Annotated in this window: 12 protein-coding genes and 1 pseudogene; 5 read left to right on the top strand and 8 right to left on the bottom strand. The window is 73.7% G+C overall.

Going from position 1 to position 13,972, the window contains the following annotated elements:
- Positions 1-20: 20 nt before the first annotated feature.
- On the bottom strand, positions 21-1,139 hold the full coding sequence (locus OH807_RS11825; RefSeq protein WP_406197330.1) for an alpha/beta hydrolase: 1,119 nt from the start codon (positions 1,137-1,139) through the stop codon (positions 21-23).
- 178 nt (positions 1,140-1,317) lie between these two features.
- On the opposite strand from OH807_RS11825, the gene OH807_RS11820 reads away from it, so the two are divergent.
- The gene (locus tag OH807_RS11820; RefSeq protein ID WP_406197329.1) at positions 1,318-2,277 is read left to right on the top strand and encodes a hypothetical protein; all 960 of its coding nucleotides are present in this window, start codon (positions 1,318-1,320) and stop codon (positions 2,275-2,277) included.
- Between the two features lie 62 nt (positions 2,278-2,339).
- Here OH807_RS11820 and OH807_RS11815 read toward each other — a convergent pair whose 3' ends face one another.
- A complete protein-coding gene (locus tag OH807_RS11815) occupies positions 2,340-2,747 on the bottom strand; it encodes a winged helix-turn-helix domain-containing protein (RefSeq protein ID WP_406197326.1) in 408 nt (135 codons plus the stop codon).
- A 103-nt stretch (positions 2,748-2,850) separates the two neighbouring features.
- A complete protein-coding gene (locus OH807_RS11810; RefSeq protein ID WP_406197324.1) occupies positions 2,851-3,696 on the bottom strand; it encodes a hypothetical protein in 846 nt (281 codons plus the stop codon).
- Positions 3,697-4,163: 467 nt separating this feature from the next.
- On the opposite strand from OH807_RS11810, the gene OH807_RS11805 reads away from it, so the two are divergent.
- Positions 4,164-5,708: a putative Ig domain-containing protein gene (locus tag OH807_RS11805; protein WP_406197322.1), complete on the top strand. Its 1,545-nt coding sequence runs from the start codon at positions 4,164-4,166 to the stop codon at positions 5,706-5,708.
- 140 nt (positions 5,709-5,848) lie between these two features.
- Here the strand turns inward: OH807_RS11805 and OH807_RS11800 are convergent, their stop codons facing one another.
- A complete protein-coding gene (locus OH807_RS11800; protein ID WP_406197320.1) occupies positions 5,849-6,067 on the bottom strand; it encodes a hypothetical protein in 219 nt (72 codons plus the stop codon).
- 53 nt (positions 6,068-6,120) lie between these two features.
- Between OH807_RS11800 and OH807_RS11795 the strand changes: the two genes are divergently transcribed.
- The gene (locus OH807_RS11795) at positions 6,121-6,252 is read left to right on the top strand and encodes a hypothetical protein (protein WP_406197319.1); all 132 of its coding nucleotides are present in this window, start codon (positions 6,121-6,123) and stop codon (positions 6,250-6,252) included.
- Positions 6,253-6,297: 45 nt separating this feature from the next.
- Here OH807_RS11795 and OH807_RS11790 read toward each other — a convergent pair whose 3' ends face one another.
- The 3 genes and pseudogenes from OH807_RS11790 to OH807_RS11780 form a co-directional block, all read right to left on the bottom strand.
- The gene (locus OH807_RS11790) at positions 6,298-6,999 is read right to left on the bottom strand and encodes an aspartate/glutamate racemase family protein (protein ID WP_406197317.1); all 702 of its coding nucleotides are present in this window, start codon (positions 6,997-6,999) and stop codon (positions 6,298-6,300) included.
- A 73-nt stretch (positions 7,000-7,072) separates the two neighbouring features.
- Positions 7,073-8,965, bottom strand: a complete 1,893-nt coding sequence (locus tag OH807_RS11785; RefSeq protein WP_406197314.1) for a CocE/NonD family hydrolase — start codon at positions 8,963-8,965, stop codon at positions 7,073-7,075.
- Between the two features lie 320 nt (positions 8,966-9,285).
- Positions 9,286-10,248, bottom strand: a pseudogene (locus OH807_RS11780) (hydrolase); the annotation flags it as partial.
- Positions 10,249-10,480: 232 nt separating this feature from the next.
- Here OH807_RS11780 and OH807_RS11775 point away from each other — a divergent pair.
- Positions 10,481-11,620: a HoxN/HupN/NixA family nickel/cobalt transporter gene (locus OH807_RS11775; protein WP_406197312.1), complete on the top strand. Its 1,140-nt coding sequence runs from the start codon at positions 10,481-10,483 to the stop codon at positions 11,618-11,620.
- A 582-nt stretch (positions 11,621-12,202) separates the two neighbouring features.
- On the opposite strand, the gene OH807_RS11770 is transcribed toward OH807_RS11775, so the two are convergent.
- Complete coding sequence (locus OH807_RS11770) at positions 12,203-12,439, bottom strand: hypothetical protein (RefSeq protein ID WP_406197310.1); 237 nt, start codon at positions 12,437-12,439, stop codon at positions 12,203-12,205.
- A gap of 408 nt (positions 12,440-12,847) precedes the next feature.
- Here OH807_RS11770 and OH807_RS11765 point away from each other — a divergent pair, with 408 nt between their 5' ends.
- Positions 12,848-13,855 (top strand): LuxR C-terminal-related transcriptional regulator, encoded by a 1,008-nt coding sequence (locus OH807_RS11765; RefSeq protein WP_406197308.1) that lies wholly within the window; start codon positions 12,848-12,850, stop codon positions 13,853-13,855.
- Positions 13,856-13,972: the final 117 nt, after the last annotated feature.

Raw genomic sequence — 13,972 nt, 5'->3', positions numbered from 1 at the left:
GGGTGCAGGCTGTCCGGGGGTCAGGCGGCCTGGGGCATCGTCAGGTGCTTGCCCAGCCACTCCAGGGCCGGCGGGATCTCCCTGGTCCAGGTGTGGAAGTTGTGCCCGCCGGTGTCCAGCGTGATGGTGGAGAGGCTGGTGGGCGCCTTGAAGGACTTCACCATGTCCTGGGTGGCGCCGTAGTTGTTCTCGTCGTACGCGGTGCCGAGCAGCAGCGAGACCGGCTCGGCCGGCTTGTTGTGCAGCCGCCACAGCAGGTCGTTCTCCTGCTTGAGCTGTCCGTTGCCGGCGAAGAGGTCCCCGGTGGTCTCGTCGATCGGGGCGGTGTAGTAGCCGGAGAGCGAGACGGCGGCCCGGTAGGAGTCCGGCTTGCGCAGGGCGAACTTGAGTGCGCAGTAGCCGCCGGTCGAGTTGCCGATCACCGCCCGGTTGGACGGGTCGGTGCCGAGCCGGTACGTGGTGGCGAGCGCCTTGGGCAGGTCACTGGTGAAGAAGGTCTCCACCTGCGGGCCGTTCGGGACGTCCACGCACTCGGTGTCCCGGTTGTTGACCAGGGTCGGACGCATCATCACCAGGATGGTCGGCGGCAGCTTCTTCTGGTCGATCGCCTGGAGGGCGGAGGCCGGGTACTGCATCAGCGAGATCAGCTTCTCCGGCGTGCCGGGGTAGCCGGCCAGCACCAGTGCCATCGGGAACTTCCGCTGCGCGTACTCCGGCTGGAAGTACTGCGGCGGCAGGTAGACGAAGCCGTCGGTGCTCAGACCGCTGGCGGCTCCTTTGACGGAGACGTCGTGGATCAGGCCGACCCGCTCGGGGTTCGAGCCCTGTTCGGCGTAGAACTTCTGCTCGCCGGTGACGGCGACGGCCGCGTTCGGCTGGTGGTCGACGACCGTGCCCAGGCCGCCGTTGGTGCCGAGCAGGTCGGTCCAGGAGCTGTAGAAGCCGAAGTACCCGTTGGCGATCAGGCCCATCGCGATCAGGACGGAGAGCTGGGCGGCGAGGAACGCGCCGATCCGCCCGAGCCAGGCCTTCCACGTCCGGCCGCCGAGTCTCGGCCAGAGCCACATCGTGGCGGCGAACACGCCGATCGCGAGGAGGGAGGCGATGATCTGGAGGGGGAGTCCTGTAAGCCTGAGCACCCGCCGATCGTAGTTGACCGCACCCCCGGCGCCGTGCGCCCCCTTGCGCGCCCGCCCGGACCTCCGTACGCCTCTTGTGCGCCCTGTTGACCGTGTCCCGAAGGCTCGGGATCATGTGCGGTGGGGCAGTGCACCGAGCGTGCACGGGAGATCACGGAGATCACACCGGGGGAGCGGCATGAAGTCCTGCATCAAGGCCGGCCTGGCGGTCGGCACCGCGCTGCTGCTGGCGGCGTGCTCGGGCGGGGGGTCCGGCTACGACCTCGGCTCGGGGAAGACCGAGACGGTCACCGCGACCGCGTCGCCCAGCCCGACGCGCACACCGACGCCGACCCCCACCCCGACCAAGACCAAGCCACCGTACGGCCCGGTGCTCACCGGCTACATCGACCCGGTCAGCGCCGCGCTCGGCAAGCTCAACGTCGCCGCGGGCCTGGACGCCTTCGCCACCGCGCTCCAGGAGGCCGCCACCGCCGCCTCCACGGCCGGCAGCGGCCTCGGCCTCGCCGACGAGCCGGCCGGCGTCAGCACCGCCCGGCGGCAGCTGGTGGTGGCACTGGGCCAGCTCTCCACCGACCTGACCAAGGTGCGCAGCGACATCAGGGCGAAGAGCGTCTGCGCCACCACCGCGGCCTTCGCCGAGGTCGGCCTCTCCGAGGGCCTGAAGGCGGTGCCCCCGGCCCTCGCCCTGATGACCGCGGCCGGCTATCCGACCACCTTCGCCGTCCCGCAGACCCCGCAGCTCCAGACCCGCACCCTGGAGAGCGGCACGATGGTCCGGGAGGGCCGCCTGAGGGGCTCGGGCGTGCTCAACGTCGACAACGGCGGCAGCTCCGACGCCGTGGTCTCGCTCGCCAAGGACGGCAAGTCGGTCCACTCGGTCTACGTCGGGAAGGGCAAGAAGGCGTCCGTCGAGGGCATCGAGGACGGCACCTACGAGGTCTTCTTCTCCGGCGGCGTCGACTGGGACGCCTCGCTCAAGGCGTTCACCCAGAACTGCGACTTCAGCAAGTTCGACGACACCATGGCCTTCGAGACCGGCCGCACCTACACCTCCTGGTCGATCACCCTCCAGCCGTCGGTCGGCGGGAACGCCAAGACCAGCGACGTGGACGAGGACAAGTTCCCGCAGCCGTAGCGTTCGGCGGTCGGGGCCGGCCCCGGTCCTCCCGGTTGGGGCCGGCCCCGCCGGTGCCGGGGTCACGCCTCCGGGGCCGGCGCCCGTGGCGGGTACGAGTCGAGCTGCCGGACGAGCGCGCGCAGGGCCCGCAGCTCGCGCTCCAGGGCCGCGGCCCCCTGTGCGGTCAGCGTGACCCAGGTCCGGGGGCGGCGGCCTGCGTAGCCCTTCACCACCACGATCAGGCCCGAGTCCTCCAGCACCTTGAGGTGGCGGGAGAGGTTGCCGTCGGTGACTCCGAGCCGGGCCTTGAGGAAGGCGAACTCGACCCGCTCGGCCTCGCGGGCGACGGTCAGGACTCCGAGCCGCACCCGCTGGTGGACGGTGTCGTCCAGCTCCAGCGTCGGATGCGGGTCGTCGGCGCCCGCCGGGTCGTCGGGGCCCGCCGGCCGTTCGCCGCCCTGGTCCGCGGGCAGGTCCGCAACGCTCATCCGGCTTCCTCCGTGGGGGCCGCCGGCTCGGGCCGGCGGCAGGGGTACCTCCCGCTCGCGGGGGAGCGGGTGACGTCCCGGGCGCGGGACGGGGCGGGGCCGCTCACGCGGGGCGGGCGGGGGTGACGGTACCCGACCGGCCCGCGGTCGCGGCAGCCCGGCGGCGGGCGACCCTCCGCTGCGCCAGCCCGGCGGCCAGCAGCACCGCCGCCAGCAGGAGCGCCTTCAGCTGCGGACCGTCGGCCCAGGCGCCGTCGCCGGGGACCGGCCACGGGGTCCAGCTGCTGCCCCAGGGCGCCGCGAGGTAGGCGGAGAGCAGAGCGACGTGGGCGAGCGCGGCGGCCACGGCGATCCGGCTGCGTTCGACCAGCCCGAGCGCGAGCAGCCCGACGCCGACCGCGTACCAGGGCGAGGCGTAGCGGTTCTCCAGCACGGTGGCGGTGAAGGGCTGGCGCCGGAGGAACAGCAGGGCCGGCACGACGATGACGACCACCGCGGTGGCGCCGAGGGCCCCGCCGACCCAGGCGCCGCGGCGGGGCACGATCCCGCGCTCCTCGCCGCGCACCCGGAACCAGCGGGCCAGCGCGAGCCAGGCCAGCGGGATCAGCGCGAACCAGATGCCCCAGGCGGCGAAGCGAAGCACGGATCCGTCGAACTCGCCCACCTGGCACGGCGCGTCCGGCGCGTGGGGGACGCAGAGGCCGGTCAGCTCGGCGTAGGCGAAGGTGGCGTAGGACTCGACGTCGCGCCCGTCGGAGCCGAAGTTGAAGGCCTGCCGGGCGAACGGCACGGCCGCCAGCGAGAGCAGGCCGAAGCCCAGCAGCGGGACGCCCGAACCGTCGAGCCGGGCGCGGGCCCCGGCCCGGAGCGCCGCCGTGCGGGTCAGCAGGTCGGCGGCCTCCGTCGGGTCCTCCGTGCCCGCTGCCGTGCCCGGATCGGTTGTTTCCATGAGCTACCCCCTGGTGGTCGCGCCCGGTCGGCGCGGAGAAGGGCGGTGGGCGCTCCCCGGCGCACCGCCCGCATCGACTTTGCAACGCAAAGTACCTGGCAGTCAAGAGCTGACGGCATGACAAAGTGCTTCGCAGTCAAGGGTGATGGTGATGGGTGCGGGTGGGGGGGCGGTGTGCGGGCCCGCGAGGGGTGCGGCTGCGGCGTCGCGGACACCCGGTGCCGGGCCTGCGCCCCGGCCGGGCGGGCGTCGAATGGCATCCCGCTGCTCCGCCAACTGCCTTTCCAGCCAGTGCACTTGTGCCGTGCCGGGTGGGCCGGCCCACCCGGCACGGCCCGAACTGAGGGCGGAATCACGAGAACGAGTTCCGTCGGCACGGTTGACGCATTGAAGTGGTCATGGCACTTTCGTGCGGCGCGGGCGTCCGCGACCGGTCGTACGCCCCGCAATCCCCCACAAGGAGAGCCATGTTCAAGAGACTTGCCGCCCTCGTCGGCGCAAGCGCGGTCGTCGCAGGCGGGTTGACCCTGGCCGCCACGCCCGCACAGGCGGTCCAGGCCGGCGATCTGACCTCCACCATCGCGCTGAGCAACTGCTCGGCCTCGCTGGTGCGTTACCCCTCCTCGGTCGACGCCGACCGGGCCCTGATGCTCACCAACGGGCACTGCCTGCCGACGATGCCGTCGTCCGGTGTGGTCATCCAGAACCAGAGCGCCAGCCGCAGCGGCACGCTGCTCAGCGCGTCGGGCTCCTCGCTCGGCACCGTCCAGGCGGACAAGGTGCTGTACGCGACCATGACCGGCACCGACGTCGCCCTGTACCAGCTGACCGACACCTACGGGTCGATCACCAGCAAGTTCGGCGCGACGGCCCTCACCATCAGCGACACCCACCCGGTCGACGGCTCGTCGATGTTCATACCGTCGTCGTACTGGAAGCAGACGTGGAACTGCTCCATCAACGGGTTCGTCCCCACCCTGCGCGAGGACGAGTGGACGTGGCACGACTCGCTCCGCTACAGCGCCGGCTGCAACACCACGCACGGCACCTCCGGCTCGCCGATCGTCGACGCCGCCACGAAGAAGATCGTCGGCATCAACAACACCGGCAACGACGACGGTGCGATGTGCACGCTCAACAACCCGTGCGAGGTGGCGGCCGACGGCACCACCACCGTCACCAAGGGCCAGAGCTACGGTGAGGAGACGTACTGGTTCACCACCTGCCTCGGCACCGGCCGCGTCATCGACCTCAACGTCGCCGGCTGCCTGCTCACCAAGCCGGCCGGCAGCGGCGCCGTCACCGTCACGAGCCCGGGCAACCAGAGCACCGCGCTGAACGGTGCGGTCAACCTGCAGATCGCGGCGAGCGGTGGCACGGCTCCGCTGACCTTCACGGCCACCGGCCTGCCGACCGGCCTGTCGATCAGCTCCGCCGGCAAGATCACCGGCACCGCGACCACGGCCGGCACGTACAACGTGACCGTCACCGCGACGGACGCCGCCAACAAGACCGGCACGGCGAGCTTCACCTGGACCGTCTCGGGCGGCGGCGGCAGCTGCACCCCGGCCCAGCTGCTCGGCAACGCGGGCTTCGAGACCGGCACCGCCGCCCCGTGGACGGCCACCAGCGGCGTCGTCGACAACAGCGCCTCCCAGGCCGCGCACGGCGGCACCTGGAAGTCCTGGCTGAACGGCTACGGCTCCACCCACTCGGACAACCTCTCGCAGACCGTCAGCATCCCGGCCGGCTGCAAGGCCTCGCTCAGCTTCTACCTGCACATCGACACCGCCGAGACCGGCTCCACGGTCTACGACAAGCTGGCCGTCACGGTCAACGGCACCGCGCTGAAGACCTACTCCAACGTGGACGCGGCCGCCGGCTACCAGCTCCGCACCTTCGACCTCTCGGCCTACGCCGGCCAGACGGTCACCCTGAAGTTCGCCGGCACCGAGGACTCCTCGCTGCAGACCAGCTTCGTGATCGACGACACCTCGATCCAGACCAGCTGACGGCAGTTCGGTAGTACCGACGACGGCCGCCCGGGGACCAGCTCCGGGCGGCCGTCGTACGTGCGGGGACGACGACGGGGCGATCACCGGCGCGGTCACCCGGCGCGGACGGTCCGGCGGCTCGTGACCGGTCGCGCCGGTCAGAGTCCGTCCGGGTGCCGGGAGCGCCGGCCGGTGTGCCGGGCGCGGAGGCGGTCGCGTTCCTCCGTGCTCGTGAGCAGGACGTCGGCGCCGCCGTCGTAGGGGTGGTGGAGGCGCCGGAAGTCGGTGTCGGCGATGACGACGTCCGCCACGGCGTCGTCGGCGACCGCCCGCAGCAGGCGGTCCAGGCAGCCGGGCCGCCAGGGGCGGTGGTCCACGAACAGGTGCTGGTGGGTGCGGAACCGCGGGTCGGGGTCGTCGAACGTCAGCAGTGTCTGCCGGGCGGCAGGTGATCCTCTCCGAGCAGAACGGTGAGAACGGCTACACGGCCCGGCCCGGTACACCGGCCCTGAGCGTCGACCAGCTCAAGGCGATCGTCACGGCTCCCTCCTGGCGTTCCTGAGCCCGCCGCCCCCGCGCCGCCGCACCGGGGACGGCGGCGCGGGGCCTACCGGCCGTCGTCCGCGAGCGCCGCGGCGACGGCCGCCTCGGCGTGCAGGCGGGCGGTCGGGAAGAGCGGGACGGGGCTGTCGGCCGCGCCGACCAGCAGCTCGATCTCGGTGCAGCCGAGGATCACGCCCTCGGCGCCGGCGGCGACCAGCTCCTCGATCACCCGCCGGTACCCGGCCCGGGACTCCTCGCGGACCACGCCGAGGCAGAGCTCCTCGTAGATCACCCGGTGGACGAGGGCGCGGCCGTCCGCGTCGGGCACCAGGACGTCGAGCCCGTTCGCCGCCAGCCGGCCCCGGTAGAAGTCCTGCTCCATGGTGAAGGCGGTGCCGAGCAGGCCGACCCTGCGCAGGCCGGCGGCCCGGACGGCGTCGGCGGTCGCGTCGGCGAGGTGGAGCAGGGGGACGCCGACGGCCGCCTCGATCCGGTCGGCCACCTTGTGCATGGTGTTGGTGCAGAGGAGGAGCAGGTCGGCGCCGGCGGCCTCCAGCGAGCGGGCCGCACCGGCGAGGAGCTCGCCCGCCTCGGCCCAGCGGCCCTCGGCCTGGAGCCGTTCGACGGTGGCGAAGTCGACCGAGTAGAGCACCAGTCGGGCGGAGTGCAGCCCGCCGAGCCGTTCGCGGGTGAGCTGGTTGAGGGTGCGGTAGTACTCGGCGGTGGACTCCCAGCTCATGCCGCCGATCAGGCCCAGGGTCTTCATGGGCGTATATAAACATGACTATGGCTTGGCGCAAAAGATATAAGAAAATATGTGAGGAGCTGTGCGGTCCGGCCTACGGGGCGTTCCGGGGGATCCGGTGCTCCCACTCGCGGCTGAGGACGGCGTTGCCCGCTTCGAGGGCGGTCAGCCGGGTGCGGGCCAGGAAGTGCGTGGAGGTGCAGCGGAGTTCGGTGCGGGTGTGGACGGTGACGTCCCAGCCGATCCCGGGGCGTTCGAGGCGGACGGTGCGGTCCGTCCGGGCCTGGGCGCTGGTGGGGGCCGCGGCGAGGACGCGGTAGGCGGTGACGGTGTGCTCGTCGCGGACCAGCCCGTCGGGGTGGGTGAGGCTGCCGTCGGTGGCGGGGGAGAGCTCGGTGCGCCACTCGTGGCGGGCGATGTCGTGGACGGTCAGGCGTTCGGGGCGGGCGGTGAGCGGCTCGGTGGCGTGGACGGGGGGCGGGAGCGGGAGGGTGGGCGCGGCGAAGGTGACCGGGTCGGCGCCGGAGTCGGCCGCCAGGTGGCGGACGGGGAGGGCGAGCGTGCTGTGCGAGGGGTCGAGGCCGAAGCCGGCCGGCTCCGGGTCGGGCCAGAGCCACGGCCAGTAGGTGGAGGAGAGGGCGAGCCGGAGCCGGTGGCCGGCCGGGACGGTGTGCCCGGCGGCGGCGAGGCCGACCGTGGCGTCGACGGCCGGGCCGGGCGTGACCAGGGCGCCGCGGGTGACCAGCGTGGAGGTGCCGTCGGGGGCGACGTCGCAGAGCCGGGCGACGATCAGCCCGGTGGCGGTGGCGGTGGCGGTGGCGGTGGCGGTGGCGGTGGCGGGGCGCAGCCGGAGTAGGAGGGACGGGGCACCGAGCAGTTCGAGCGGTTCGGGCAGCGGCAGGGAGTCGAAGCAGACCGAGCGCCCGTCCTCCTCGCGCTGGTCGGGCGGGCGGTCGGCGGCGCGGCCGAGCGGCACGTACGCGCCGGCGTTGAGGCCGGTGTGCTGGGGCGAGGTGACCTGCACGAAGCGGTCGTCGGAGGCGGTGCCGGCGGTGCGCAGCGGGCCGTCGAGACCGTAGTGGATGTCCCGGACGTCGGGGGAGGGCCAGGCCTCCTCCCCGGTCCAGCGGGTGCTGATCCAGCTGCGCAGGACGGGGGCCCTGAGCGCGCCGGCGTCGATGTCCCGGAGCCAGTGGTCCCACCAGCGGAGCGTCTCGGGGAGGACCTCGTCGGGCAGGCCGTGCGGCCAGGGGCCGAGGACGGCGCGGACCGGGGCGGGGCCGGAGGCGAGCAGGTCGAGCAGGAACGAGCAGGAAGGATCCCCCCAGCCGGCGACGGCCAGGGTGGGGACGGCGGCCGTCGCGGGCGGGCCCACGGGCGGGGCGTCGCCGAGCCAGGCGGGGAACACCGGCTCCAGTGCGGCCAGCCGGGCCTGCCACAGGGCCTGCCAGTCGTCGCCGAGGTACTGCGGGTCCGGCGGGCGGGCCGCGTCGGCGAGCCGGGCGGTGGCGCGGGCGTGCAGCTCGGCGGCGAGCACGGCGCCGCCGGAGCGCAGGCCGCCCTCGGGGCAGGCGGTGACCACGGCGTGGACGGTGCCGGGGGCGTGGGCGGCCAGCCGCAGGGCGGTGGCGCCGGCGGCGCCGGTGCCGAGCAGGCCGATCCGGCCGTTGCACCAGGGCCGGTCGGCGAGCCAGCCGAGCAGCTCCGCCCCGTCCGCGAGTTCGTCGGCCTCGTCGGGCGTGCCGCCGGAGTTGCCGTGGCCGCGCCGGTCGACCCGGACGGCGGCGTAACCGTGTCCGGCGTACCAGGGGTGGCGGCGGGCGTCCTCGTCGGACGTCCAGTCGGTGAGCCGGCCGGCGGAGTACTCCAGCACTGCGGGGACGGCCTCCTCGGCCACCGGGCGCCAGAGCCGGGCGTACAGCGCGGTGCCGTCGGACAGCGGGACGCGCACGTCCTCGCGGGTGGTGCGGTAGGGGTACGAGGGCATGGCCGCTCCGATCGAGTCCCCGTCGGCGGGGGGTGCCCGCCGGGCCCGGGCCGCGGAGCGGGGCGGGCCCGGGGGCCCGCCCGCGCCGCGGGCGTCAGCATTCCGACCCTAGGTGAGGACGCCGCCGATTTCCTGGTGGGAGCCCTCTCGGCAGGCGGCTTCCCGGTGGGCGGCTTCCCGGCGGGGCGGGGAGGAACGGGGAGGAGCGGTGGGGCGGGGCGGCGCACCCGTCGGCGCGGGTGGTCCGGCCGGGGCGTGCGACGACGCGCGTACTGCGGATGCTGCGCGTACTGCGAGTGGTGCGGGTGCTGCGGGTGCTACGCCTTGCTGAGCCAGGCGGTGGCGTTGAGCGCGAGGGCGGCGTTGGTGCCCGCCGGGTCGTCCCAGCCGTTGTAGAGCGTGTTGCCGGACTGTCCGGTGCCGTCGTCGGCGGGCGAGCTGTCGCCCCAGATCGCGACCCGGCCGGTGCCGTAGCTGCTGGTGACGAAGAACGCGCCGGTGCTGCCGCTGTAGCCGGTGCGGTAGAGCAGGCCCTTGACCGACGGGTTGTCGGCGGGCTTGAGGGTGAAGGTGGTGCCGGAGCGCAGGATCGAGCCGGTGACGGTGCCGAAGGGGCCGTGCAGCACCGGGTTGGCGGCGTCGTTGACCGCGCGCGGGTTGTCGGTGGAGATGTTGAGCAGGTCGACCGAGAAGCCGAAGGGGTCGTTGTTGTTCACCCCGTTGTTGGTGAGCAGGTCGTTGATGATCTTGGGGGAGTCCCAGCCGTCGTTGTTGCGGTCGCTCTGGTTGTGGTCCGAGATGAGGAAGAGCCCGCCGCCGTTCTGGACGAAGCGGATGATCGCGGACTTCTCGGCGGAGCTGAAGCGGGTGTTCGGCTCGGGGATCACGAAGGTGTCGAAGTTGGCGAGGTCGAGGGCGGCGCCGGTGCCGTAGCTGATGGTGGAGCCGGCCGGGAGGGTCTTCAGGCTGTACTGGCCGGTCTTCTGCAGGGCGACGCCCCAGGCGGAGAGGGCGCCCGTCCAGCTCTTCTCGGTGCTGGGGTTGGCGTTCTGGGCGAGCGGGTCCGGCTGGGCGGTGGAGATGATCCAGTCGGCGTTGCCGGCGGTCTCGGCCTTGCTGTTGTCGAAAAGTACGCGGTGCGGGGTGGCGCTCACCGCGGCGGAGCGCGCCGGGGGCGCACTCACGGTGGTGGGGGCGGTGGCGGCGGCCGAGGCGGCCGGGGCGAGGCCGGCCGCGAGGAGGGCCGCGGCGGCCGACGCGGCAGCCGTTCGAATGCGGATCATATGCCGTTCCTCCGTGGGGAGTTGAGGTTTCGGCGCCCGATTATTCGCGCGTAGAACGTGAGTATCCGCGCGTAGCGTCGGCGGCAGCAAGGCTCGGGAGGTTACAGCAGTTTGTACGGAGCATGACGATCTTCGGCCTGCTGTCGATCCGTACTTGCGAATACCTTGCAAGTACTTCGCAGGTCAGGGGAAGATGACCCAGCTCCGCACGCTCCCCCGAAAGGACGACACGATGTCCAGCCCCGCCGCAGGTGCCTCCGCCGTCAGATGGCGAGACCGGCTCACCCGTGAGGAGTGGATCCGCCTGGCCGGCATGGGCGGCTTCATCCTCGCCCTGCACGTCATCGGCTGGGTCACCCTGATCGCCGTCGTCGAGCCCGAGCAGTACGACGTGGGCGGCCAGGTCTTCGGGGCCGGCATGGGCCTCACCGCCTACACCCTCGGCATGCGGCACGCCTTCGACGCGGACCACATCGCAGCCATCGACAACACCACCCGCAAGCTGATGGGCCAGGGCAAGCGGCCGCTCTCGGTCGGCTTCTGGTTCTCGCTGGGCCACTCCTCGATCGTCTTCGGGCTCTGCGCCCTGCTGGCCTTCGGGATCAAGTCGCTCGCCGGGCAGGTCGAGTCGGACGACTCCACCCTGCACGAGACCACCGGCCTGATCGGCGTCACCGTCTCCGGGACGTTCCTGCTCCTGCTCGGCCTGATCAACCTGGGCGCCTTCAACGGCATCCTCAAGGTGTTCCGCAAGATGCGGGAGGGCGAGTACGACGAGGCCGAGCTGGAGGCCCAGCTGGAGAAGCGCGGTCTGATGAACCGCATCCTGGGCCGGGTCACCCGGGCCGTCACCAAGCCGTGGCACATGTACCCGGTCGGCCTGCTGTTCGGCCTCGGCTTCGACACCGCGACCGAGGTCTCGCTGCTGGTCCTGGCGGGCGGCGCGGCCGCCTTCCAGCTGCCCTGGTACGCCCTGCTGGTGCTGCCCGTCCTGTTCGCGGCGGGCATGAGCCTGCTGGACACCATCGACGGCTCGTTCATGAACTTCGCCTACGAGTGGGCGTTCTCCAAGCCGGTCCGGAAGATCTACTACAACCTGACCGTCACCGGCCTCTCGGTGCTGGTCGCCCTGGTGATCGGCTCGATCGAGCTGATCGGCCTGCTCGGCGAGAAGCTGGACGTCACCAGCGGCCCGGTCGCCTGGATCGGCGAGCTGGACCTCAACTTCGTCGGCTACGCCATCGTCGGCCTCTTCGTGCTCACCTGGGCGGCGGCGATCGCCTACTGGAAGCTCGGCAACGTCGAGGAGAAGTGGTCGGCCGGGCTGGCCGCCGGTGCCAAGGGCGAGTACGCGGCCGCCAAGGGCGAGTAGCGCCGCCGCACGGACGCGAGGGCCGGCCGGCCCGGGGACACCCCCCCGGACCGGCCGGCCCTTCCCGTTCCGGCACGGCCGCGCCGACGGCGACGACGACCGTGCCCGCAGTACGGCGACCCCGCCGCGGCAGCCGCGGCCGCGACGGCGGGAGCGGCCCGGTGCGCCGACGGGGGCGCTGTGCGGGTGGGCGGCGACGGCAGCCCCGCCGCGACGGCGGGGCGGTCACGCTGCGGCGGCGGGTACGTTCGGCGGTGACTGCCGGCCGATCGACGGGAATCGGCCAAAGTTTCGACCACCGGAACGCTCAGGTGCCCGACCCGGCTCGGCCGCCGGGACGCCGTCGGCCGGCGCCGGCGCACGCCGCTCCGCGACTCCGCGGTCGGGTGCGCGGACGGCCACACCGTGCCGGTGCCCGTCGGCACGGCACGGGCGCCTCCGTGCTCCGGGCCGTCGCCCGGGCCCGCGCCCCCTGATCGCGCGCCGGGTCGCCCGGCCGCTCCCGCGTCGCCGGGCGGCCCGGCGGGGACGTGTCCCGCAGGGTCACCCGGACGGCGAACGCCGCGAGGTCAGTCCGCGAGGTCAGTCCCAGCCGATGCCCGGGCCGCGGACCGCCGCGACGTCCCAGCCGATCGGGCCGGAGGCCCGGGTGGTCCCGCTGGTCGCGGTGTCCCAGCCGATGCCGCCGGGGTCGGTGGTGCCGTCCGCGGCGGCGGCCCGGGCCGGGGCGGCGGACGCCGCGGTGGCGGCCGGTGCGGCGGCGGTGGCGAGGGTGAGCGCGAGGGCGGCGGCAGCGAGCAGCCGGACGGTCTTGGGCACGGCGGGTCCTGTTCTGTGCAGGGCGGTTCGGGCTCAGGGCGGTGGTGCGCGCGGTGCCGCCGCGTGCGTGCGGGCACGGTAGCGAGGGGAGCGGTAGGGGGGATTCTCCCGGTCCGGGCCCGGTGGTGGGAGCGTTCGCCCCGGCAGCAACAGGACAGGCAGCATCCTGCAACCGGGCGCCCCGGCCGTCCGTGCCGCCCGCCCGTGCGCGGCGCCCGGCCCGGGCGGCCCGCCCGGTGCCCCGCTGCCCCGTCCGCGACCGGCCGCTTGACCGGATCATGCCCTTGTGGCGCCGCCGCCACGGCGGCAGGATCGACCCCGGCGGACGGCTCGGACACTCCCCGTCACGGCCGTGGCGCGAGCCCGTGCCCCGTGACGGCGGCCGGGCGACGACGGATCGATTGACTCATGGATTCAGGGGTCGGTGAAGTGCTGGAACTGCTGGGGCTGGACGCCACCGCCGAGGCGGTCTACCGCGAGATGCTGACCGATCCCGAGGGCGGTGTCACCGAACTCTGCGAGCGCCTCGGGCTGCCCGAACCCACCGTCCGCGAGACCCTCGACCGGCTCGCCGACCTCACCCTGCTGCGCGCCTCCCGGGAGCGCCCCGGTGCGCTCTGGCCGGTCAGCCCGGAGCGCGGGCTGGAGCTGCTGCTCCGCCGCCAGGAGGAGGAACTCGCGCGTCGTCAGCAGGAGTTGGCCGTGTCCAAGGCCGCGGTGGCGCGGGCCGTCGCCGAGTACGCGACGCTGCGCGCGAGCACCCTGGTGGACGGCGGCGAGCGGCTGGTCGGGCTGGATGCCATCCAGGCCAAGCTGGAGGTGCTGACCGCCCGGCTGACCGGCGAGTGCCTGGCGGTGATGCCCGGCGGCGCGCAGTCCCCCGCCAGCCTGGCCGCCTCCCGGCCGCTGGACGAGGACGCGCTGGTGCGCGGGGTGACCCTGCGGACCCTCTACCAGGACAGCGTCCGCAACGACCCGGAGACCTTCGGGTACGCGCAGTGGATGACCGGTCTCGGCGGCCGGGTGCGGACCGCCCCGGTGCTGCCGCCCCGGATGCTGGTCTTCGACGGGTTCACCGCCGTGGTGCCGATCGACCCGGAGAACACCCGGGCCGGCGCGCTCTGCACCGAGGAGCCGGGGATCGTCGCCTCGCTGGTGGCGCTGTTCGAGCAGACCTGGGAGACGGCCGTGCCGCTCGGCGCGGACCGGCCCGAGGAGCCCGGGACGGGCCTGAGCGCCGGCGAGCGCGAGCTGCTCCGGCTGCTCTCCACCGGGCTCACCGACGACGCGGCGGCCAAGCGGCTCGGCGTATCGGTCCGGACGGTCCGCCGGCAGATGGCCGGGCTGATGGACCGCCTGGAGGCGGCCAGCCGGTTCGAGGCGGGCCTGAAGGCCTCTCAGCGGGGCTGGCTCTAGAGAGGGCCCAAGTCGTCCGGCGGTCCCAGGCCCTCCGGCTCGTCCGGCGGTCCCCGGCGGCGGGTGGCCGTGCCGCGCGTGACACCGGCCGCGGGCCGGGGTGCCGCGGGAGCACCC

This window comes from Kitasatospora sp. NBC_01560 (assembly GCF_045208415.1).
In the GTDB taxonomy this organism is placed as follows: Bacteria; Actinomycetota; Actinomycetes; order Streptomycetales; family Streptomycetaceae; genus Kitasatospora.
This window is presented reverse-complemented; position numbering and strand designations above follow the sequence as displayed.

What these genes read in the sequence shown, in the direction of transcription:
- OH807_RS11820 (WP_406197329.1), top strand. Translation starts at nt 1,318, where the DNA reads ATGAAGTCCTGCATCAAGGCCGGCCTGGCGGTCGGCACCGCGCTGCTG.
- OH807_RS11790 (WP_406197317.1), bottom strand. Translation starts at nt 6,999, where the DNA reads ATGAAGACCCTGGGCCTGATCGGCGGCATGAGCTGGGAGTCCACCGCC.
- OH807_RS11805 (WP_406197322.1), top strand. Translation starts at nt 4,164, where the DNA reads ATGTTCAAGAGACTTGCCGCCCTCGTCGGCGCAAGCGCGGTCGTCGCA.
- OH807_RS11815 (WP_406197326.1), bottom strand. Translation starts at nt 2,747, where the DNA reads ATGAGCGTTGCGGACCTGCCCGCGGACCAGGGCGGCGAACGGCCGGCG.
- OH807_RS11775 (WP_406197312.1), top strand. Translation starts at nt 10,481, where the DNA reads ATGTCCAGCCCCGCCGCAGGTGCCTCCGCCGTCAGATGGCGAGACCGG.
- OH807_RS11785 (WP_406197314.1), bottom strand. Translation starts at nt 8,965, where the DNA reads ATGCCCTCGTACCCCTACCGCACCACCCGCGAGGACGTGCGCGTCCCG.
- OH807_RS11810 (WP_406197324.1), bottom strand. Translation starts at nt 3,696, where the DNA reads ATGGAAACAACCGATCCGGGCACGGCAGCGGGCACGGAGGACCCGACG.
- OH807_RS11765 (WP_406197308.1), top strand. Translation starts at nt 12,848, where the DNA reads ATGGATTCAGGGGTCGGTGAAGTGCTGGAACTGCTGGGGCTGGACGCC.